This is a genomic window from Mesorhizobium sp. M2D.F.Ca.ET.226.01.1.1 (assembly GCF_004022705.2).
GTDB lineage: Bacteria > Pseudomonadota > Alphaproteobacteria > Rhizobiales > Rhizobiaceae > Mesorhizobium.
In genome coordinates, this window is the sequence record NZ_RZOY02000020.1 from 47,650 (window position 1) to 69,212 (window position 21,563).

A 21,563-nucleotide genomic window follows, 5' to 3' on the forward strand; every position below is an offset into this window, starting at 1 on the left:
GGAACGGTTTGGGAGGAAAGCAAGGAATGTCCGAGGTTCATGTTCACCGCGTCCAGCCGGCGTGGAAGAAGAACGCGTTGATCGACAACGACACCTACCTCAAATGGTATGCCGACAGCGTGAAGAACCCGGACAAGTTCTGGGGCAAGCATGGCAAGCGCATCGACTGGTTCAAGCCCTTCACCAAGGTCAAGAACACCTCCTTCGACGGCAAGGTCTCGATCAAGTGGTTCGAGGACGGCCAGACCAACGTTTCCTACAATTGCATCGACCGGCATCTGAAGAAGCGCGGCGACCAGACCGCCATCATCTGGGAAGGCGACAACCCGTATGACGACCGCAAGGTCACCTACAACGAGCTCTATGCACATGTCTGCCGCTTCGCCAACGTGCTGAAGAAGCACGGCGTCAAGAAGGGCGACCGCGTCACCATCTACATGCCGATGATCCCGGAAACGGCTTATGCGATGCTGGCCTGCACGCGGCTGGGCGCCATCCATTCGGTCGTCTTCGGCGGCTTCTCGCCCGACGCGCTCGCCGGCCGCATCGACGACTGCAAGTCGACCATCGTCGTCACCGCCGACGAGGGCCTGCGCGGCGGCAAGCCGATCCCGCTCAAGGACAACACCGACAAGGCGATCGACATCGCCGCCAAGGCCGGCACCAAAGTCGAGAAGGTCGTGGTCGTGCGCCGCACCGGCGGCAAGACCGGCTGGGTGCCGGGCCGCGACGTCTGGTATCACGAGGAGGCAGCGACCGTTAAGGCCGAGTGCAAGCCCGAGAAGATGAAGGCCGAAGACCCGCTGTTCATCCTCTACACCTCCGGCTCGACCGGCAAGCCGAAGGGCGTGCTGCACACCACGGCCGGCTACCTCGTCTATGCCTCGATGACGCACCAATATGTCTTCGATTACCATGACGGCGACATCTACTGGTGCACGGCCGATGTCGGCTGGGTCACCGGCCACAGCTATATCGTCTACGGACCCTTAGCCAACGGCGCCACGACGCTGATGTTCGAGGGCGTGCCGAACTACCCGTCGCAATCGCGCTTCTGGGAAGTGATCGACAAGCATCAGGTCAACATCTTCTACACCGCGCCGACGGCGCTGCGCGCGCTGATGGGCGCCGGCGACAGCCATGTGAAGAAGACCTCGCGCAAATCGCTGCGCGTGCTGGGCACCGTCGGTGAGCCGATCAATCCCGAAGCCTGGGAGTGGTATTACAACGTCGTCGGCAACGCCAAGGTGCCGATCGTCGACACCTGGTGGCAGACAGAGACCGGCGGCATCATGATCACGCCGCTGCCGGGCGCCACCGACCTCAAGCCCGGCTCCGCCACGCGGCCTTTCTTCGGCGTCAAGCCGCAGCTGGTCGACGGCGAGGGCAAGGTGCTGGAAGGCGCCACCGACGGCAATCTCTGCATCACTGATTCCTGGCCGGGCCAGATGCGCACCGTCTATGGCGACCACGACCGTTTCGTGCAGACCTATTTCTCGACCTACAAGGGCAAGTACTTCACCGGCGACGGCTGCCGCCGCGACGAAGACGGCTATTACTGGATCACCGGGCGCGTCGACGACGTTATCAACGTCTCCGGCCACCGCATGGGCACGGCGGAAGTGGAATCGGCGCTGGTCAGCCATGACAAGGTCTCAGAGGCCGCCGTCGTCGGCTACCCGCACGACATCAAGGGCCAGGGCATCTACTGCTATGTCACGCTGATGGCCGGCACCCAATCGAGCGAGGAGCTGCGCAAGGAGCTGGTCGCGCATGTCCGGAAGGAAATCGGCGCCATCGCCACGCCTGACAAGATCCAGTTCGCGCCGGGCCTGCCGAAAACCCGCTCGGGCAAGATCATGCGGCGCATCCTGCGCAAGATCGCCGAGGATGATTACGGCGCCCTCGGCGACACCTCGACGCTGGCCGATCCGGCCGTCGTCGACGACCTCGTCGCCAACCGGCAGAACAAGAAGGCCTGATGACCGGCGAGCTCGGCACCGTCAGCCAGCTCTGGCGTTATCCGGCGAGCTCGCTCGCCGGCGAGCGGCTTGGTGCCATCTCGGTCGGGCTGAAAACCGTCGACGGCGACCGCCTGTTCGGACTGGTCGATGCCGAGGGCGAGATCGCGAGGCCCGACCGCGAAGCCAGGTGGCACAAAGTGCCGCTGATCCGCACCCGGTTGAGCGAGGCCCCGGTGAGCAAGGAATGGCGGCTCGAAGTGGCGGTGCCTGGCGGCGCCTGGCTGCCGGCGCCCGATCCTGAGTGCGACCGCGCCGTATCCGGCTTTCTCGGCTTCGAGGCCTCCATCCGGCCGTTCGGCGCGGAGAACGCGGCGCCCTCCTATGCCGGCCCGCGGGCCGAGGCCCGCTACGCCAAGGCGCCGATCCATCTGCTCACCACCGCCTCGCTGTCCAGGTTGAAGGCGCTGCACCCCGAAGGCACGCCCGATCCGCGCCGCTTCCGCCCCAACATTGTCGTCGACATGGACCCGGTCGAAGGCGCCTTTCCGGAAACGGAATGGATCGGCAGAAAATTGGCGGTCGGCGATTTGCTGCTCACCGTCTCGGAACCCTGCCGCCGCTGCGGCTTCACCATCATCGCGCAGGACGGCTTCGACAACGACCCCGGCATCCTGCGCAATGTGGTGCGCCACAACGCCCATAATCTCGGCGTCTACTGCACCGTCGACCGGCCCGCGCAGGTCGCGATTGGCGCGCCCATGCGCTTCGTGGACTGAAGCAGACTGCATCGCAGTTTCTTACCGATACAAATCCGCCCGCGTCGGCGGCAGGCCGCTCGGGCCGCGGGCGCGCCTGGTGGCCACGGTCTGGAAAATCTGCGCCGAACCGCGCTCGAAAGTGATCGAGCAACCCGTCAGATAAAGCAGCCACAGCCGCGCCTTGGCCTCGCCGACCTCGGCGATCGCCTCGTCGAAGCGCGCCTGCAGGCGCTCCGCCCACAGGCGGCAGGTTCGCGCATAATGCTCTCGCAGGTTCTCGACGTCATAGGCGAGGAACCCGTGCGCCTCGAGATTGCCGAGCGTCATGCCGATCGTATCGACCTCGCCGCCGGGAAAGATGTATTTGATCAATGCCTTGTATTCCGCGCCTTTGCGCAGTGTCGTCCTGGTGCTGCCCTTGCCGCGCCGGGTGATGGCATGGTGCAGGTAGATGCCGCCGGGCTTCAGCAGCCGGTGGACCGCCGAGAAATAGGCCGCGTGATTGGCAAGGCCCAGATGCTCGAACATGCCGATCGACGAGATCTTGTCAAAGGAGCCGGAGAGTTCCGCATAAGACTTTATCTCGATGGTGATGCGATCCTCCAGTCCTTCGGCGCGGATGCGCTCGCGGGCAAGGTCGGTCTGGGCTTGCGACAGCGAGACGCCGTGACCGACGACCCCGTAATTCTTCGCCGCATGGATAAGCATCGCGCCCCAGCCGCAGCCGATGTCGAGCAGCCTTTCGCCGGGCTTCAGCCTGAGCTTGCGGCAGATGTGGTCGAGCTTGTCGACCTGCGCCTGGTCGATGCCGTTGGCGAAATCGTGAAAATAGCCGCAGCTGTAGACCATGCGCTCGTCGAGGAAGAGCCGGTAGAAATCATTCGAAATGTCGTAATGGTGCTGGATCGCCTCCTTGTTCGATCCGCTGACGAAAGGCTTGCGGCCCGAAAGATCGCTGCGCGCCGTCATCTGCTTGCGCGAAAACAACACCGCCGGCAGGTCGCGCAGGATTGCCAGCTTCGGCAGGGACTTGAGTTTCGTCTTGAGCTTGCCTTGCGAAGGCAGGGCGTAGAAATCGAACAGCGTGCCTTCTTCGATATCGACGGTTTTGGAAATCCACATCTCGACCAGCGTTGAGAAGGTCGGCCGCCGGACCAGTTGCCAAACGATGTCCTGATCGTTGATGGCAAGCACCGGGCCGTCAGCGGGCCCGATCCGCTCGCCGGTCCACAGCCTGACCGCAAAACCCGGCTTCAGCGTTTCGACGACCCTGCGTACGATACGCGCGGCCCTGTCGGCGGCGTCCATTCCCACCTCCCGATAATGTCGCATCCGCCCCATCCCGAGGCGGCACTGTCATCCACCGGCCTGTGGACCGCAATCCCGGTCTGTTGCGCAAAAGCACCGCAGGACCAGATTTCAAGATGGGAGAGGAGGTCATTCCGTCGCGTCATCTTGTCTTTTGCCGCGACGCACCCCATCATCTCAGTGTGTTCAACGAACTGAAAGGAGGTGATCCGATGTCGAGTGATTTCGTTTTCCACAACGTGAGCTCAGCGGATTGCACTTCCGGGAAGCAGTCTTCCCGTTAAGGCGCGAGACGCGCGGCAGGTAGCCCGAAGGGGTTGCCGCCAGGAGCCGCGTCATGGACGGAAACACGGAAGGCCGCCGGCTTCGTCAAGAAGCGGCGGCCTTTTCCGTTTCGGCGTCGGCTCGATCGGCCGCCGCTACCTGGTCACGGTCAGAGTGTCGATGTTGCGCACGATGGACTGGAAGGCCTGATCGAGTTCGGCGCCGTTGGCCGCTTGGTAGAAATGCTTGGCATTGCCGGTGTCCGGGCTGGCGCAGCTCTGCAGCGTCGATTTGGCGTTCTTCTCGGTGAGTGCGAAGCCGATGGTGAAGATCTCGATGCCCTGGTCGCGCATCGCCGCGCAAAGCGTCATCGCCGCGGTCCGCGTCTCGACCTTGCCGGCGTCGTTATAGACCTGATCCGGGCTATCGGCGTCGAAATAGGACAGGTTGAATTCACCGTCGGTCATCAGGATCACGTATTTCGCGACCTTTTTCGGATCCATCTTGGCCGGACGCTCCGAGGCCTTCATGACACTGCCCCAGTTTTCCGAAAGCATGTACCAGGCCCATTGCACGCCGATATGGCCGGCGGTGCCGCCGGAAGCCTCGAGGTCCTTGATGACATTGGTCAGAGCCGATGCATCCGTGGTCAGCGGCTGTACCGTCGCGAGGGGACAGGCTCGTGTGCGGCTTTGCCTGGCGAAGTCGGACAAAAAGAGATCGCGGTTGACCATGCTGACATCGGGACCCGCATCCGAATATTGATAGGCGCCCTTGCGCTCGGTGGCGCAACTGTCGGGCCGCGTCGACGCCGAGACATATTTCGGGTCGTCATTGCCCGGCGCCTGCTTGCGCTCGCTGGCCTTGGTCTCGACAAAGACGGTGCTGGCGGCAAGCGGGCCGGCATTGACGGAATTGGCATAGGGCACGATCGCCACCCGCACGCGCGGATTGGCGGCGTTCTGGCCGGTGAGGAAGGAATCCACCGCGTTGCTCGCCGCTGCCCTCAAATCCTTGATCTTCTGGCCCGCCATCGAGCCGGTGACGTCGAGCATCATCGCCACCTCAACCGTCTTGTCCGAATAGAGCGCCGTGGTCGAGGAGGTCACGCGCTGCATATCGCCGATGCTGAACAGCGGGAAATAGAGGCTGACATCGGTGTGCACATCCGCTTTCACGGTGCTGGCGGTCCTGTCGACGGTGAGCTTGTCGAGCACGATGCGGTTGGCCTGCAAGATGCCGGCCGCGCTGTTGGCATCGAGGAACGCCTGCACCGTTTTGTTGGCATCGGCTTCCGTGATGACGCCGAGGGTGAGATCGCGGGCCGTCGAGGTCACGGCCGCGTCGACGACGCCCTGCAGGCTCGACCTTGCATTGTAGAGCTGTGCGATATTGACCGCGAATCCCACCCCCAGGGCGAGGATTGATGCGGCAGCTCCGAACAGAACCGCGAAATTGCCTTGGCGATTGCGGGCAAAGCCGTCCACCCCACGAACGACACCTCTGAGCTGCCGCATCCCTTGCGCCTCCAACTGTCCGCGGCCTCATGCCGCTCGACCAGGGCGTTTGCAGGATTTCGGCCAGACCCGGCCGGCGGCGGTCGGAAGACGCCTGGCAGTAGGTTAATCCGTTGTTTTTGCTGGATTTCGGATGCTCGAAGGGTGAATGGGACGTAAACAAAAATGCGTTGGCGAGCCGGTCTTCATGAAACGCTTACCATGATCTCGGCTTCAGCAGCGAGCGCTCCCTCTTCGGCACAATCGGATTGTCCCGAAGCGGGCCAGTGGCCGTGACGAAACTACGGCTCAGGGTCTGTTGAGATTCAGGTCAGGCAAGCATCTGCGCGCTGACCGTCCGATCGACGCCGTGATGTGGAGGATTGAAGCGGTTGCCCTCCTGCTCATAGGTCCAGACCCTGAACAGGGTGAGCCGGTGCGGGCCGAAACTGTGCAGCAGCGGCACGTCGGTGGCGTCGCGGCCGCGCGCGATGACGACCCGGCCGATGCGTGGCTGGTTGTGGCGCGGATCGAACGTGTACCATTTGCCGTCGAGGAAGACTTCCATCCAAGCAGAAAAATCCATCGGCGCCGGATCGACCGGCACGCCGATGTCGCCGAGATAGCCGTTCACATAGCGCGCCGGAATGTTCATTGAGCGGCAAAGCGTGATCGCCAGATGCGCGAAATCGCGGCAGACGCCAACCCGCTCCTCATGCGCCTGGGCCGCGGTGCGGGTGGCGCGTGCATAGCCGTAGCCGAAGGAAAGCCGGCTGTTGACGTAGTCGACGATTGCCTGCACACGCGCCCAACCGGGCGGCAAATGGCCGAAACGCTGCCAGGCGATGCCGCCGAGATGATCGGTCTCGCAGTAACGGCTGCCGAGCAGATAGACCAGCACGTCGTCGGGCAGTTCCGCGACCGGTGTTTCCCGCGCCAGCGTGTTGACCTCGTCGGTCTCGCCGCTGTCCTCGATCACCGCATCGTAGAGGATGCGGAAGTTGCCGGCAGGCGCCGTGAATCGGCGGCAGGTATTGCCGTAACGGTCACGATAGGTCCGGGTCGGCACTGAAGGGGAGGTCAGGACCCGCGTCTGCCGCTTGATGTCGGGATGCCGGTCGGGATGAATGTCGAGAAGCGAGACGATCGGCGTCGCCGCCGCGCATTCGATGGCAATTTCATAGCCGAGCCGGATCAGCATCGCATGCCCCCTTTGGTGATTTTGGAAAGACAGCCCCTTCAACGCAACGAACCGGAGGTTGTTCCCGCGCGGAATCGAAATGCGCGCATCTCGCCTTCTCAGCCAGCGATGGCCGGTCTAAACTAGGTACCACGTTTCGCCCTCCCCGAAAACGATTCTCCAGGAAAACCCGATGTTCGCAGGCTCAAAGTTCGCTGCCTTCCTGTTTGACATGGACGGCACGGTGCTCAACTCGATCGCGGCGGCGGAACGGGTGTGGACGAAATGGGCGGAACGCCACGGCCTCGATGTGGCGAGCTTCCTGCCGACGATCCACGGCAAGCGGGCGATCGAGACGATCGCCGGATTGAGGCTTGCGGGCGTCGATGCGGTTGCGGAAGCCGACGCGCTGCTCAAGGCAGAAGCCGATGATCTTGAAGGCATCGTCCCGATCCCCGGCGCCGTCGCCTTCCTGAAATCGCTGCCGCCGGAGCGCTGGGCGATCGTCACCTCGGCGCCGCGCGAACTGGCCTTGTTGCGCATCGCGGCAGCGGGCATCCCGGTTCCCGCCAAGATGGTGACGGCGGAAGATGTGACGCATGGCAAGCCGGCGCCCGATTGCTTCCTTCTGGCGGCAAAGCGTCTCGGCGTCGAGGCGCGCGACTGCTTGGTCTTCGAGGATGCGCCGGCAGGCATCGCGGCGGGCGAGGCTTCCGGCGCCTCGGTGATGGTGATCAGCGCCACGCATGTCCACCCGCTCGTCACGCCGCACCCGACGATCCGTTCCTATGATGAAATCGGCATTGCGACGGACGACAGTGGTTTCATCGTTTTGTCGCCAACTCAGGCAGCGGCCTGAGGATGTGTTGAGTTTCAGGCCCGGCCGAGCCGCTTGCAGGTCGGTCTCACCTGAATATCAGCACATCCGGCTAGAAGTCGCTGGTGAGGCCCTTCACTTCCCAGTCGCCGTAGCGCCCGGGTTCCTTGCCGCCGCGACCGCCGATTTCCTTCGGCAATTTCGCCTCGGCTTCGCGATATTCCATACGCCTGGCCTCGGCCTCCGCCAGCGCACGGTTCGCGGCCGGCGTCAGCATCTTTCGCGGCCCGTCGCCTTCGCGCGTGGTTTCGGTCTTGTTGGTCAGTTCGGTCATGCGATATTCCCTGCCGATTGAAACGGGGCTCGGCCTTTCCCATCATATAGCCATGACCGCGAAAGGATCGACCCCAATTCTCCATCGCCCCCGACGGATGAAACGATGAACACGCTTCGCACCGCCATGCTTCTTGCCGCGATGACGGCGCTGTTCATGGGCGTCGGCTATTTGATCGGCGGCTCGGGCGGCATGGTCATCGCGCTTTTGATCGCCGCCGGCACCAATCTGTTCAGCTACTGGAACGCCGACAAGATGGTGCTGTCGATGAACCGTGCCGTCGAGGTCGACGAAAAAAACGCGCCGGAATATTACGCGATCGTCCAGGGCCTGGCGAAGCGGGCCGGCCTGCCGATGCCCAAGACCTATCTGATCGACAACCCGCAACCCAACGCCTTCGCCACCGGCCGCAATCCTGAGAATGCCGCCGTGGCAGCGTCCACGGGCCTGCTCGAACGGCTCTCCCATGAAGAGGTCGCGGCGGTGATGGCGCATGAGCTTGCCCATGTGCAGCATCGCGACACGCTGACCATGACGATCGTGGCGACGCTCGCCGGCGCCATCTCGATGCTCGGCAATTTCGCGTTCTTCTTCGGCGGCAACCGCGACAACAACAACCCGTTCGGCTTCGTCGGCGTGCTGGTGGCCATGCTGGTGGCGCCCTTAGCGGCCATGATCGTGCAGATGGCGGTGAGCCGCACCCGCGAATACGAAGCCGACCGGCGCGGCGCCGAGATCTGCGGCAATCCGCTGTGGCTGGCTTCGGCGCTCAACAAGATCGCGCGTGGCGCCGAGCAGATCCCCAATGAGGATGCCGAGCGCAACCCGGCGATGGCGCATCTTTTCATCATCAATCCTCTGCATGGCGAGCGTATGGACAATCTCTTCTCGACCCATCCGAGCACCGAAAACCGCATCGCCGCGCTGCAGGAAATGGCGCGCTCGATGGGTAGCGCAGCGAAAGCGGGCCGGCGCCAGGCTTCGCCTCCGCCCATCCAGCCCGAGGAGCCGTCGGCCGGTCCGTGGGGCAAGGGGACTGAACCCGCGCCGCCTGCCGATCCGTCACAGCCGAAACCCAACCCCTGGGGCCGCAACCCGACCGGACCGCGCCGGTCGAAAGGTCCTTGGTCGTGACGCCGCCGAGGCGCGGACATTCAGGCAATCCGCAACACCAGGCCGATGACGAGCGCGTCGCCGGCCTTGCCGCGCGCAAGGCGGCGTCGCGCCTGCTCGCCGCCGTCATCGATGCGCGCACGCCGCTGGATGGCTTGACCGACAACGAGCACGGCCATCCACAATACAAGGCGCTGGACGGCCGCGACAGGGCGCTGGTCCGTGCCATCCTGGTCACCGCGCTGCGCCATCGCATGACCATTGCCGGGCTGCTGGCGAAGCGGCTGGAAAAGCCGCTGCCGCCCAACGCGACCGCGCTGTCGCATATCCTGCATGTCGCGGCCGCGCAGATCCTGTTTCTCGATGTTCCGGACAGCGCCGCCGTCGACCTTGCCGTTACCCACGCCAAGTCCGATCCGCGCACCACGCGCTTCTCCGGCCTGGTCAACGGCGTGCTGCGTTCGCTGGCGCGCGCCAAGCAGGACGAGCTTGCCCCGGCGCTTGCCGCCACCAGCGAGGCGCCGCACTGGTTTTCGCAGCGGCTTACCGCTGCTTACGGAGTCGACAAGTCGCGTGCCATCCTTGCCGCGCATCGCCACGAGGCACCGGTCGATTTCACCGTCAAGGCCGATCCGGAGCTCTGGGCCGAGCGGCTGGGCGGCATCGTGCTGCCGACCCGCACGGTGCGGGTCGAAAAACTCGCCTCCAACGTCACCGATCTGCCCGGCTTCGCGGACGGCGCCTGGTGGGTGCAGGATACCGCCGCCAGCCTGCCGGCGCGCCTGTTCGGCGACATAAGTGGACAGCGCGTCGCCGATCTGTGCGCCGCGCCCGGCGGCAAGACGGCGCAGCTTATCCTGGCCGGCGCCGAAGTGACCGCGGTCGATACCTCAAAGAACCGGCTGACGCGGCTGGCGCAGAATCTGGATCGCCTTGGCCTGGCGGCGGATCTCGTCCAGACCGACCTTCTGGATTACCGGCCGGCGCGGTTGTTCGACGCCGCGCTGCTCGATGCGCCGTGCTCCTCGACCGGAACGGTGCGCCGTCACCCCGATGTGCCGTGGACCAAGACCATGGCCGATGTCGAAAAGCTCGCCGCGCTCCAGCGCAAGCTGCTTGCCCACGCCGTCACGCTGGTCAGGCCCGGCGGCCGCATCGTCTTTTCCAACTGCTCGCTCGACCCGATCGAAGGCGAGGAACTTTACCGCACCTTCCTTGCCGAAAGCCCAGGGGTGATCGACGACCCGATCCGCCCCCGCGAGTTCGCCGACGTCGATCCGTTCCTTACATCTGCGGGCACTTTGCGCACCACGCCGGCCGACCTGGCGCTGGAATCGCCCGGGATTTCCGGTCTGGACGGCTTCTTCGCCGCGCGGATGAGACCGGTCGGTTAGCGCGTTATCTCGTAAAACGCCCTGACTTTTTAGGGACGGCACCAGCAAAGCGGCATGAAGTGCTTCACTCCGGCGATTTCCGCCTTCGCATAAGTTCTTGAATCGCATAAGCTTGTGCTTGGGTTATGGGGAAATCAGGAGGGCTATTGGCACTTGTTGCCGGCAGCACGACACGTCTTTGGACGCTTGTCGCGAAGGAGTTCTGGCGCAAGACGCGCCGGCGTTTGCGCGCCGGCCCTGTCTACCGCTGGCGCTATTCCGGCCGCACGCCCGAACGCGTCCTGATCGCGCCGCCGGATCTGCGGCTCGCCGATCCTCAGATTGCGCTGGAGATCTATTACGGCCGCTACCCGCTCTCCGGCCATCTGGTAGAGACCGGCGGCCGGTCGCCGTTCCAGCTCGACGTGCCCAATCGCGGCTGGCAGAAATCGCTGCACGGCTTCCGCTGGCTGCGCCACATGCGCGCCACCGGCACCGAGCTTGCCGCCGCCAATGCAAGGGCCCTGGTCACCGACTGGATCGCCATGCATGGCAACCAGATCTCCGGCGTGGCCTGGGAACCGGGAACGACAGCCAAGCGCGTGATCGCCTGGCTGCAGCATTCCTCGGTGGTGCTGCAGGGCGCCGAATTCCCGTTCTATCGCGCCTTCCTCAAATCACTGGCCATGCAGATCCGCTACCTGCGCTCGATGGCGCGTGAGATGCCGGACGGCGAGGGCAGGCTGCGCGCCCGCATCGCGCTCGCCTTCGCCGCGCTGTCCCTGCCGGCGCCTGCTTCGGCGCTGCGTTCCGCGACGCGCCACCTGGCCGAGGAGCTGGAGCATCAGATCCTGCCCGACGGCGGCCACATCTCGCGCAAGCCGATGGCGGTGCTTGAATTGCTGGCCGATCTTCTGCCGCTGCGCCAGACCTATGCCAACCAGGCCGAGGCGCCGCCCGCTGCCTTGATCGGCGCCATCGACCGCATGTTGCCGGCGCTGCGCTTCTTCCGCCACCAGGACGGCAGCCTTGCCCGCTTCAACGGCATGGGCGCGACCATCCATGACCGCATCGCCACCATCATGCGCCATGACGACACGGCAGGCGCCCCGCTGCTGCACGCGCCGCATTCCGGCTATGAGCGCCTGTCGATGGGCGGCGTGACGGTGATCGCCGACACCGGGCTGCCGCCGCCGGTCGACGTCTCCAACGCGGCGCATGCAGGCTGCCTTGCTTTCGAGCTCTCCTCCGGACGCCAGCACTTCATCGTCAATGCCGGCATCGACACTTACGGCGCCCCGGAATTCCGGCCGCTGGCGCGCGCCACCGCCGCGCATTCGACGGCGACCGTCAACGACACCTCCTCGGCGCGCTTCAGCCACTCGCTGCGTGTCAGCGACCTTTTGGGCTCGCCGCTGATCGGCGGTCCGCAGCACGTGCCCTGCAAGCGCCTCGACCAGAAAGGCATGCAAGGCTTTGTCGCCCGCCATGACGGCTACGCCGCCCAGTTCGGCTTCCTGCATGAGCGCGAGCTGAAGCTAAGCTCAAACGGCAATGTACTGACCGGCCGCGATCGTTTCCTGCGCCAAGGCGGCGGCGCGATCCGCAACAATGGCCGCGACTTCGTCACGGTGCGCTTCCACGTCCACCCCGACATCAGCGTGCTGCAGGACGACCACAACCGCTTTACGCTGGCCGCCGCGCCAGGCGACAGCTGGGTCTTCACTTGCGCCGAAGTGGTGCCCGAGGTCGAGGAATCGATCTATTTCGCCGGCCTGGGCGGCCCGCGCCGCAGCCGCCAGATCGTGCTCGCCTTCAAGGCCTCGGAGATCGCCGAGGTGCACTGGCAGCTGACGCGCACGCACATCGCCGGCTATCCCGAGAACAACTGAGCCTGCCCGGCAAACGCGGCTGCGCGCTGACCCCAGATTCACTTGATTTCCGGGGCTCATATGCTAGGGCCGGCCGAAGGTCCCTGCCAACAGCTCTGAAAGGCCGCCCGCCATGGCCGTGCCCACAAAAAACATTCCGGCGCCCGATCTCGTTCCGGTGCGCCGCGCGCTGCTTTCCGTCTTCGACAAGACCGGCCTGATCGATTTCGCCAGGGCGCTCGCCGCTTCCGGTGTCGAGCTGGTTTCGACCGGCGGCACGGCCAAGGCACTCGCCGAGGCCGGCCTGGCGGTGCGCGACGTCTCCGAGCTGACCGGCTTTCCCGAGATCATGGATGGCCGAGTGAAGACCCTGCATCCGTCGGTGCATGGCGCGCTGCTCGGCATCCGCGACGATGCCGACCATGTCAAGGCCATGCGCGACCATCACATCGAGCCGATCGACCTTCTCGTCTCGAATCTCTATCCCTTCGAGGAGGTTCGCCGCTCCGGCGCCGGCTATGCCTCGATCGTCGAGAACATCGACATTGGCGGGCCGGCGATGATCCGCGCCTCAGCCAAGAACCACGCCTACGTCGCCATCGTCACCGATCCGGCCGACTATGCTTCAGTCATCAACGCGCTGGAGATGAACCTCGGCTCGCTGTCCTTGGATTTCCGCAAAAAGCTGGCGGCCAAGGCTTTTGCCCGCACCGCCACCTACGACGCGGCGATCTCCGGCTGGTTCGCCGAGGCGCTGGAGATAGAGCATCCGACCTGGCGCGCTTTCGGCGGCCGCCTCGACCAGGTGATGCGCTATGGCGAGAACCCGCACCAGGGCGCCGGCTTCTATCTGTCGGGCGACCAGCGGCCGGGCGTCGCCACCGCCAGGCAGTTGCAGGGCAAGCAGCTCTCCTACAACAACATCAACGACACCGACGCCGCCTTCGAACTGGTCGGCGAGTTCGATCCAGCCAGCTCGGCGGCGATCGCTATCATCAAACATGCCAACCCCTGCGGGGTCGCCGAAGGTGAAACGCTGAAGGTGGCCTACGCCAAGGCGCTGGCCTGCGACCCGGTCTCGGCCTTCGGCGGCATCGTCGCCATGAACCGCATCCTCGACGCCGAGGCTGCCGAGGAGATCGTCAAGACCTTCACCGAGGTCATCATCGCGCCCGACGCCACCGACGAGGCTGCAGCGATCGTCGCGGCAAAGAAGAACCTGCGCCTTTTGGTTACCGGCGGCCTGCCCGACCCGCGCGCCGCCGGCACGCTTGCCAAATCCGTCGCCGGCGGGCTTTTGGTGCAAAGCCGCGACAATGCCGTGGTGGACGACCTCGAGCTGAAAGTGGTGACCGAGCGCGCGCCGACGCCGGCCGAACTGGCCGACCTGAAATTCGCCTTCCGTGTCACCAAGCACGTCAAGTCCAACGCCATCGTCTATGCCAGGGATGGCGCGACGGTCGGCATCGGCGCCGGCCAGATGAGCCGCGTCGATTCCTCGCGCATCGCCGCCCGCAAGGCGCTCGACGCGGCGGAAGCGGCTGGTCTCGCCGAACCGCTGACCAAAGGCTCGGTGGTGGCCTCGGACGCCTTCTTCCCCTTCGCCGACGGGCTATTGTTGGCGATCGAAGCCGGCGCCACGGCGGTGATCCAGCCCGGCGGCTCGATGCGCGACGACGACGTGATCGCCGCCGCCGACGAGCACGGCATCGCCATGGTGTTCACCGGAGTCAGACATTTCAGGCATTAGCGCGCTTCACCTTCTCCCCTTGTGGGAGAAGGTGTCGCCGAAGGCGACGGATGAGGCTCCAGGGAATGAGACGTCCGGAAACTGAATGATTCCAGGCGCTTACTTCTTCGGCGCAGCGATCCTTCCAACACCCCTCATCCGACCGAGCTTCGCTCGGCCCCCTTCTTCCACAAGGGGAGAAGGGAAGTCTCGCGCTACCCCTTCGGCTTGTCCGCCGGATAAGGCGTCCCCACCAGGATCGCCATGCCGAGCCCCAGGAACAGGATGATCGCCGCCATGCCGAGCCGGGGCGAATCGCTCATGGTCGTGATGGTCGCCACCATGAACGGCGCCAGGAAGCTGGTGGCGCGTCCCGCCAGCGCATAGATGCCGAAGTAGCGGCCGGATTCGGCGGCCGTCACGCTGCGCGCCATGTAGGAGCGCGACGACGCCTGCACCGGGCCGAAGGCCAGACCGATCAGCAGGCCGTAGAGTATGTAGGCCTTCTCCGCCGCGGTGCCGAACAAGCCACCGGAATCGGCGGTCGACAGCGGGATCAGGCCGAGCAGGGTGAAGCCAGGACCGGTCGAGACGACGCCGATGGTCGCGACCGAAAGCATCACCAGCGCGATCATCACTACATGCTTCGAGCCGAAGGCCGTGTCCAGCCGCGCCGCGATCCAGCAGCCGAAGATGGCGACGATGTTGAGGATGATGCCGAACAGGCCGATCTCGGTGATCGACCAATGGAACATGCCTGCCGCGAAGGTGCCGCCGAGCGCCAGCAGCGCATTGACGCCGTCCTGATAGATCATGCGGGCCAGAAGAAAGCGCAGGATGCCGCTACGTTGGAACACCTCGTCAAGCGTCGATCTCAGTTCGAAGAGGCCCTCACGGACCGCCGGTCCGATCGGGATGCCCTTGATCGCGTCCGGCGTGAAGAAGAACATCGGCAGGATGAAGAGAAAGTACCAGCCGGCCGACATCGGCCCGGTGAAGCGGGCGTCCTCGCCAAGCTTCGGATCGAGACCGAACAGCGGGTCGAGGCCGACGATCGTCTTGCCGGTCTCCAGATTGCCGGCCAGGAACAGCACCACGAAGATCAGCGCGATCATGCCGCCGAGATAGCCGAGCCCCCAGGCGACGTTGGAGATCTTGCCGATCTCCTCCTTCGGCACCAGCCGCGGCATCATGGAATCGTTGAACACGGTCGAAAATTCCGCCGCTACCGAGGCCAGCGAGAACAACAGCACGACCAGGAACAGGTTCGAGCCGGGCGCGGCGAACCACAGCAGGCTAAGGCTGATGATCTTGATCGCGGCGAAGAAGGCAATCCATGGCTTGCGCGGCCCGGTCTGGTCGGCAATCGAGCCGAGCACCGGCGAGAGCACTGCGATCACAAGGCCGGCGGCCGCGATACCGTAACCCCAGGCGGCCTGTCCCGCGGTCGGGTCGCTCGCCATGCGCGAGACGAAATAGGGCCCGAAGATGAACGTGGTGACGACGGTGAAGAAAGGCTGCGCCGCCCAGTCGAAGAACATCCAGCCCCAGATGCCGCGCCCCGTCGCCCGCCGCACTGTCTCTACTGCCGCCATGCTGATTCCCTCGGCCCCGTCCGCGTCGGGCGTCATGTCTGCATGTTTTTCATGACGGCGCAAATGCGCCCGGCTTGCGACCTGCGACGGCCGTCGCGCAGCCGAAAAAGAAACGTTTGAACTGGACCTCCAGCCCTTCGCCCTTCAGCATTTCCGCCATATGCGAGGCATCGCCGAAATTGGTGGAGTAGGTGCCGATCATTGAGAAGTCGCGCGCGCCCCTCAGCAGCGTCCTTTCGACAAGCGGCAGCACCACCTTGAGGTGGAAGAGATAAAGTGGCCGCAGCTACCAGCCCTTCGGGTCGGATGCTTCGGTCATGCAGAAAACGCCGCCCGGCCTGAGGCATCGAGCGACCAGCTTGGCGAGCCTGGCATGCTACTCGCGATTGAACGTCTTGAGACCGAAGGTCGAGACGACGAAATCGGCGCTGGCATCGGGCAGGTCGCTGGCCAGCACATCGTCCTCGATGAAGGCGATCTTGTGGGCACGGTGGGCATGCAGACGTTGCATGGCGCGCCGATGCATGCCCGATGAGATGTCGACCGCGGTGATGGCGCCGATATCCGGAAAGCGCTTGAGCAGATGCGGCCAACCTTCGCCGGTCCCTGCCATCAGGTCGTAGCCGGTTGGCCGCGCTGTCTGGGGCGCAGGCATCAGCTGGACACATTGCCGGCGCCAGCGCTCGGTAAAGCCGAACGAGCAGATTAGGCTGAAGGTGATGTAGCGCCCGGAGCAGCGGTCGAAGACGCCTTTGACGAACTGAGCGTCATAGATGTCTTCGGCCGATGCCAGGTCGTCCGCTCCTGGCAGGGGGCGGCGGGCCGGCGCTGATCGAAGCGAATGCTCTTCTTCCAGCAGCTCACATCCCCGTCAGGTCGCTCATCAGGCCGGACGCCACCGACAGCCGCGACACGGTTATGTCGCCGCCTTCGGTCAGCGCCTGGAGCCGCTCGCGGATGCGCGCGACGCGCTCGCCACCGGCCTCCAGCCACGCCGCAACCGGATCCGCCGCGGTGCCATGCGCGGTGAGCGCCGCCACCGCTATGCCGCGGCGCGCCACGCCGATCGTGTCGGTGGCGCGCGACAGCGCCAGCTGGTCGTAATAGTCGGGCGGCATGATCGAGCGCGCCGCTTCCTCGACGCGCGGGATGCGGAAGGCATCGCTGACGGCGAAGAAGGCCTTGGCCGCGCTGACGATGTCGGCATTGGCGGTGCGCGCGGTGAGCGCGACATCCGGGATCAGTTCGGCCACTTCTGTCAGAGCGAGCTGCCCGGCGAGCTTTTCCGGCGCGCCGCCCTTGAACAGACCATGCCGCCGCTCCTCGATGCGCTCGCGCGAGAAGGCCGGCAGCAACGACACCAGCTTCGGCTCGAGCGCCTTGCGGGCTTCCTGCAATTCGGCGATGCGCATGCCAAGCGGCGCCGAACCCGCTTGGTTCTTCAGGTACCAGCCGCTCGTCACAAAGATGAGCCGGCTGACCGCCTGATAGAGATCGAGCTGGACCTGGCCGTCGATCTGGTTGTCCAGCGCGTCGATCTCCTTGTAGAGCGCGGGCAGCGCGAAGCCGTCGCGGACCACGGCGAAGGTGCGCACGACATCGGCCGCGGTACGGCCCGTCGATTCCTGCAAGCGGTTGACGAAAGACGGGCCGCCGCGATTGACCAGATCGTTGGCAACGACGCGCGCGATGATCTCGCGCCGCAGCCGGTGGTCGCGGATCTCGCCGGCGAATTTCTTCGCCATGCGCTCGGGGAAATAACCCATCAGGTCGCGGTCGAAATGCTGGTCGTCCGGCACGTCGCTGGCGACGATGTCGGAGAACAGCACGATCTTGGCATAGGCAAGCAGCACGCCGAGCTCGGCCCGGGTCAGCGGCTCGCCGCGCGCCTCGCGATCGGCGAGCGCCGCCGGCGAGGGCAGCGTCTCGACGGCGCGGTCGAGCAGGCCCCGCGCCTCCAGTGCCGTCATGAAGCGGGCCTGGTGCGCGATGTCGGCGAGCCCGCGCTTGCGCGCCAGCGATAGCGCCAGCGTCTGCTGGTAGTTGTTGGAGAGCACCAGCGCGCTCACCTCGTCGGTCATTTCGGCGAGCAGCTTGTTGCGCGCCGGCCGCGTCAGCGAGCCTTTGCGCATGGCCGACGCCAGCGCGATCTTGATGTTGACCTCGACGTCGGAGCAATTGACGCCGCCCGAATTGTCGATGGCGTCGGAGTTGCAGCGGCCGCCATTCAGGCCGAACTCGATGCGCGCCCGCTGCGTGACGCCGAGATTGGCGCCCTCTCCGATCACTTTCGCCCGGACATCGAGGGCGGTGACGCGGATGGCGTCGTTGGCTCGGTCGCCGACATCGGCGTTGCTTTCGCTGGAAGCTCTGACATAAGTGCCGATGCCGCCGAACCACAGAAGGTCGACCGGCGCCTTGAGGATGGCGTTCATGATCTCGACCGGCGTCGCGGTGGTCTTGCCGAGCCCGATCGCGGCGGCCGCCGCCTGCGGCAGCGTGATCGATTTCTGGTTGCGCGAGACGATGACGCCGCCTTCCGACAGCTTCGACTTGTCATAGTCCTGCCAGGACGAGCGCGGCAGCGCGAACATGCGCTGGCGCTCCGCCATCGAAGCGGCCATGTCCGGATCGGGATCGATGAAGATGTCGCGATGATCGAAGGCGGCGATCAGCCTGGTGGCCGGCGACAACAGCATGCCGTTGCCGAACACGTCGCCCGACATGTCGCCGACACCAACCACGGTGAAGGGCGAGGTCTGGATGTCACGGTTGATCTCACGGAAATGCCGCTTCACCGCCTCCCAGGCGCCCTTGGCGGTGATGCCCATCTTCTTGTGGTCGTAGCCGGCCGAGCCGCCGCTGGCGAAAGCGTCGTCCAGCCAAAAATTGTGTTTTTCGGAAATGGCGTTGGCGGTGTCGGAGAAGGTCGCCGTGCCCTTGTCGGCAGCGACGACGAAGTAGGGATCGTCCTGGTCGCGGCGCGCCACACCGGCCGGCGGGATGACGCCGTCGACGCCGATATTGTCGGTAATCGAAAGCAGGCTGGAGACGAAATTCTTGTAGGCCGAGGTGCCGGCCTCGAAGATGGCGTCGCGCCCGGCGCTCATCGGCAGCTTCTTCGGATAGAAGCCGCCCTTGGCGCCGACCGGCACGATGACCGCGTTCTTGACCTGCTGCGCCTTCACCAGCCCCAGCACCTCGGTGCGGTAATCCTGGGCGCGGTCCGACCAGCGCAGGCCGCCGCGGGCCACCGGGCCGAAGCGCAGATGCACGCCCTCGACCTCGGATCCATAGACGAAGATCTCGCGCCATGGTCGCGGCGCCGGCAGGCCTTCGACCGCCTGCGAATCGAGCTTGATCGCTAGCGACTGCCCCTTGTCTTTCGTATCGGCTACGAAATGATTGGTGCGCAGCGAGGCTTCGATGAGGTTGAGGTAGCGGCGGATGATGGTGTCGTCATCGATATTGGGCACCTCCTCCAGTGCGTCCTTGATCTTGGCTTTGAGGTGCTTGGCCGCGACCACGCCGTCGCCTTCCGCCGTCGGCCCGAGGCGGGCGACGAAGAGCTGATGCAGGCCGCGCGCGATCTCCGGATAGCGGTTGAGCGCGGCCGCGATGAAATCCTGGCTCTGCGGAATGCCGGCCTGCTGCAGATAGCGGCCATAGGCGCGCAGGATGGTGATCTCACCCGACCACAGGCCGGCCGTCTGCGCCAGGCCGTTATAGCCGTCATTGTCGACGTCGCCGCGCCAGACTGAGAGGAACGCGTCCTCGAACAGCGCGCCGCCATCGGCGAGATCGATCGGCTTGCCGTAGCTGTTCTCCAGCTCCATGTCGTGGATGAACACCTTGCTCGCCGGATCGTCGCCGACCTCGAAGGTGCGCTCGCTGATGACGCGGAAGCCGATGTTTTCCAGCACCGGCACGCGCCGCGACAGCGCCACCGGGCTGCCGAAATGATAGATCTTCAGGGCCGCCTGCTGCGGTTTCTGGTCGGCATGGTGGTAATAATCGATGGCGATCGGATTGTCGGCGCTGATCCTGGCGATGCGCCCGGCATCGGCCAGCGCCACGGCCGCCGAGAAGCTATCGCGATAGCTTTCGGGGAAGCGCGCCGCGATCGCTTTCAGCGCCGGATCGCTGCCAGCTGCTTCCGCCGCCTCGGACAGCGCGTCCTCCCAGGTGCGCACGATGTCGCGGATCGCCGCCTCGAGTGTCGCCTGTTCGATCTTCGGCGTCTTGCCGCCGGAACGGCCGATGATGAAGTGAATGCGAGCCAGCCCGCCTTCCGGGAAGGCGGGGTAATAGGCCGACAGCCGGCCCTCGAACACGGTTTTCAGATAGGTGCCGATCTTCTCGCGCACGACGCTGTCATAGCGGTCGCGCGGCACGAAGACGATGATCGAGACGAAGCGGTCGAACTGGTCGACACGCACCAGCGCCCGCACCCGCGGCCGTTCGATCAGGCCGAGGATGGCGAGGGCGTGCTTGCGCAGGATCGGCACCGGCACCTGGAACAGCTCGTCGCGCGGATAGCTCTCCAGGATGTTGATCAGCGCCTTGCCGGAGTGATCGTGCGGATCGAAGCCGGATTTCGAGATCACGGTCTCGGCCTTCGAGCGCAGATAGGGGATCTTCATCACCGAGCGCGTGTAGGCGGTGGAAGTGAACAGGCCGACGATGCGCAGCTCGCCGGCGAGCGCGCCTTTCGCCGTGTAGGTCTTGATGCCGATATAGTCGAGATAGATGCGACGATGCACTGACGACTTGGCGTTGGCCTTGGTGACGATCAGCGGCTCCGGCCCGTGCAGGAAGGCGCGTATCTCCGGCGTCGTCGTCACCGCCTCGGTGCCGCGCCGCAGCACCAGCACGTCCGGATCGGACAGGATGCCGAGGCCGGGCTTGTCGGCGCGCTCCAGCGTGCCGCTTTCCTCGCCGCCGACATATTTGAATTCGCGCATGCCGAGGAAGGTGAAATTGTCGTCGCGCAGCCATTCCAGGAAGGCGATCGCCTCGGCGACGCTCTTCTTGTCGAGCGGCACGGCCGAATAACGGAACTCGGAAATCGCCTGGTCGAGGCGGGCGAGCATACGCTTCCAATCGACGACGGCGGCGCGGACCTGGGACAGCGTCTTGCCGAGCCGCTCGGTAAGGCTCTTCGCCTGATCGGCGGTCAGTCGCGGGATATGGACATGGACGACGCTTAGCCGGTCGTGCCCGTCATCCTCCTTGCCGCTGTCCCTGAGGATTTCCGCAACGCCGGTCTTGCCGTGTCGCACGGTGACGATCGGATGCGTGACCAGCGTCGGCTCGCCGCTGGTCTCGGTGATCTCGCCCAAGATCGAATCGAACAGGAACGGCATGTTGTCGTTGACGACGGTGATGACCGTGACCGGCCGGCCGTCGCAGGCAACGCCTGAATCGGCCTCGACGGCGACGACGCTTTCGCCTTTCCTGTGCTTGGCAACGGCGCGGCCGGCGAGCTCGCCGGCGCGTTCGAGGTGGGCTGCGTCATAGGCCGCGATATCCTCGGCAGGCGCCCGTGCCAGAAGGTAGTCTGCAAGCCTTGCGGGTTTCCCCTCCACCTTCGCGACGGCGGTTTTCTTCTTTGGCTTGGATTTCACGCTGGCCATGACGCTTATTCCCTCCCGTGGCATGCTTTTGGTTCTATGGTAGCCAGATGAGCGCTGTTTGGCGACAAAGGTTTGACGACGCTTTAAAAAATTCGGACCGACGCCATCGCCCGCGAGGAGAAACC

Annotated in this window: 15 protein-coding genes; 7 read left to right on the top strand and 8 right to left on the bottom strand. The window is 65.0% G+C overall.

The annotated features are described in order from the left end of the window. Window positions 1–26: 26 nt before the first annotated feature. Together acs and EN869_RS31255 are read left to right on the top strand one after the other, a co-directional pair. Entirely contained in the window at window positions 27–1,982 is a 1,956-nt protein-coding gene (gene acs, locus EN869_RS31250) for an acetate--CoA ligase (protein WP_127230432.1), read from the top strand. Beyond that, window positions 1,982–2,740, top strand: coding sequence for an MOSC domain-containing protein (locus tag EN869_RS31255; RefSeq protein WP_127230431.1), 759 nt, complete (start codon window positions 1,982–1,984; stop codon window positions 2,738–2,740). Before acs ends, EN869_RS31255 begins: the two co-directional genes overlap by 1 nt. Window positions 2,741–2,761: 21 nt before the next feature. Here EN869_RS31255 and EN869_RS31260 read toward each other — a convergent pair whose 3' ends face one another. The 3 genes from EN869_RS31260 to EN869_RS31270 form a co-directional block, all read right to left on the bottom strand. After that, window positions 2,762–4,030, bottom strand: a complete 1,269-nt coding sequence (locus EN869_RS31260; RefSeq protein WP_127230430.1) for a cyclopropane-fatty-acyl-phospholipid synthase family protein — start codon at window positions 4,028–4,030, stop codon at window positions 2,762–2,764. A gap of 419 nt (window positions 4,031–4,449) precedes the next feature. Further along, window positions 4,450–5,811, bottom strand: coding sequence for a pilus assembly protein (locus EN869_RS31265; protein ID WP_127230429.1), 1,362 nt, complete (start codon window positions 5,809–5,811; stop codon window positions 4,450–4,452). Window positions 5,812–6,121: 310 nt separating this feature from the next. Further along, a complete protein-coding gene (locus tag EN869_RS31270) occupies window positions 6,122–6,991 on the bottom strand; it encodes a transglutaminase family protein (protein WP_127230428.1) in 870 nt (289 codons plus the stop codon). 172 nt (window positions 6,992–7,163) lie between these two features. On the opposite strand from EN869_RS31270, the gene EN869_RS31275 reads away from it, so the two are divergent. Then, on the top strand, window positions 7,164–7,829 hold the full coding sequence (locus EN869_RS31275; RefSeq protein ID WP_127230427.1) for an HAD-IA family hydrolase: 666 nt from the start codon (window positions 7,164–7,166) through the stop codon (window positions 7,827–7,829). Window positions 7,830–7,899: 70 nt separating this feature from the next. Here EN869_RS31275 and EN869_RS31280 read toward each other — a convergent pair whose 3' ends face one another. Then, window positions 7,900–8,121, bottom strand: a complete 222-nt coding sequence (locus EN869_RS31280) for a DUF1674 domain-containing protein (protein WP_127230426.1) — start codon at window positions 8,119–8,121, stop codon at window positions 7,900–7,902. A 105-nt stretch (window positions 8,122–8,226) separates the two neighbouring features. Here EN869_RS31280 and htpX point away from each other — a divergent pair, with 105 nt between their 5' ends. The 4 genes from htpX to purH all read left to right on the top strand — a co-directional run bounded on the left by htpX (window position 8,227) and on the right by purH (window position 14,228). Further along, window positions 8,227–9,255 carry a zinc metalloprotease HtpX gene (gene htpX, locus EN869_RS31285; RefSeq protein WP_127230425.1) on the top strand — a complete coding sequence of 343 codons (1,029 nt, stop codon included), beginning with the start codon at window positions 8,227–8,229 and terminating at the stop codon, window positions 9,253–9,255. Continuing rightward, window positions 9,252–10,628 carry an RsmB/NOP family class I SAM-dependent RNA methyltransferase gene (locus tag EN869_RS31290; protein WP_245489655.1) on the top strand — a complete coding sequence of 459 codons (1,377 nt, stop codon included), beginning with the start codon at window positions 9,252–9,254 and terminating at the stop codon, window positions 10,626–10,628. The genes htpX and EN869_RS31290 overlap by 4 nt, the downstream gene beginning before the upstream one ends. Before the next feature lie 146 nt (window positions 10,629–10,774). Further along, entirely contained in the window at window positions 10,775–12,499 is a 1,725-nt protein-coding gene (locus EN869_RS31295) for a heparinase II/III family protein (RefSeq protein WP_127230423.1), read from the top strand. 112 nt (window positions 12,500–12,611) lie between these two features. After that, complete coding sequence (gene purH / locus EN869_RS31300; protein WP_127230422.1) at window positions 12,612–14,228, top strand: bifunctional phosphoribosylaminoimidazolecarboxamide formyltransferase/IMP cyclohydrolase; 1,617 nt, start codon at window positions 12,612–12,614, stop codon at window positions 14,226–14,228. 194 nt (window positions 14,229–14,422) lie between these two features. Here purH and EN869_RS31305 read toward each other — a convergent pair whose 3' ends face one another. From EN869_RS31305 to EN869_RS31315, 4 genes are all read right to left on the bottom strand, one after another. After that, complete coding sequence (locus EN869_RS31305; protein ID WP_127230421.1) at window positions 14,423–15,802, bottom strand: MFS transporter; 1,380 nt, start codon at window positions 15,800–15,802, stop codon at window positions 14,423–14,425. Between the two features lie 49 nt (window positions 15,803–15,851). After that, complete coding sequence (locus tag EN869_RS34845) at window positions 15,852–16,004, bottom strand: hypothetical protein (RefSeq protein ID WP_210213865.1); 153 nt, start codon at window positions 16,002–16,004, stop codon at window positions 15,852–15,854. A gap of 174 nt (window positions 16,005–16,178) precedes the next feature. Further along, window positions 16,179–16,661 (bottom strand): methyltransferase domain-containing protein, encoded by a 483-nt coding sequence (locus EN869_RS34850; protein WP_210213866.1) that lies wholly within the window; start codon window positions 16,659–16,661, stop codon window positions 16,179–16,181. A 1-nt stretch (window position 16,662) separates the two neighbouring features. Further along, a complete protein-coding gene (locus EN869_RS31315; RefSeq protein WP_127230420.1) occupies window positions 16,663–21,438 on the bottom strand; it encodes an NAD-glutamate dehydrogenase in 4,776 nt (1,591 codons plus the stop codon). Between the last annotated feature and the right edge of the window lie 125 nt (window positions 21,439–21,563).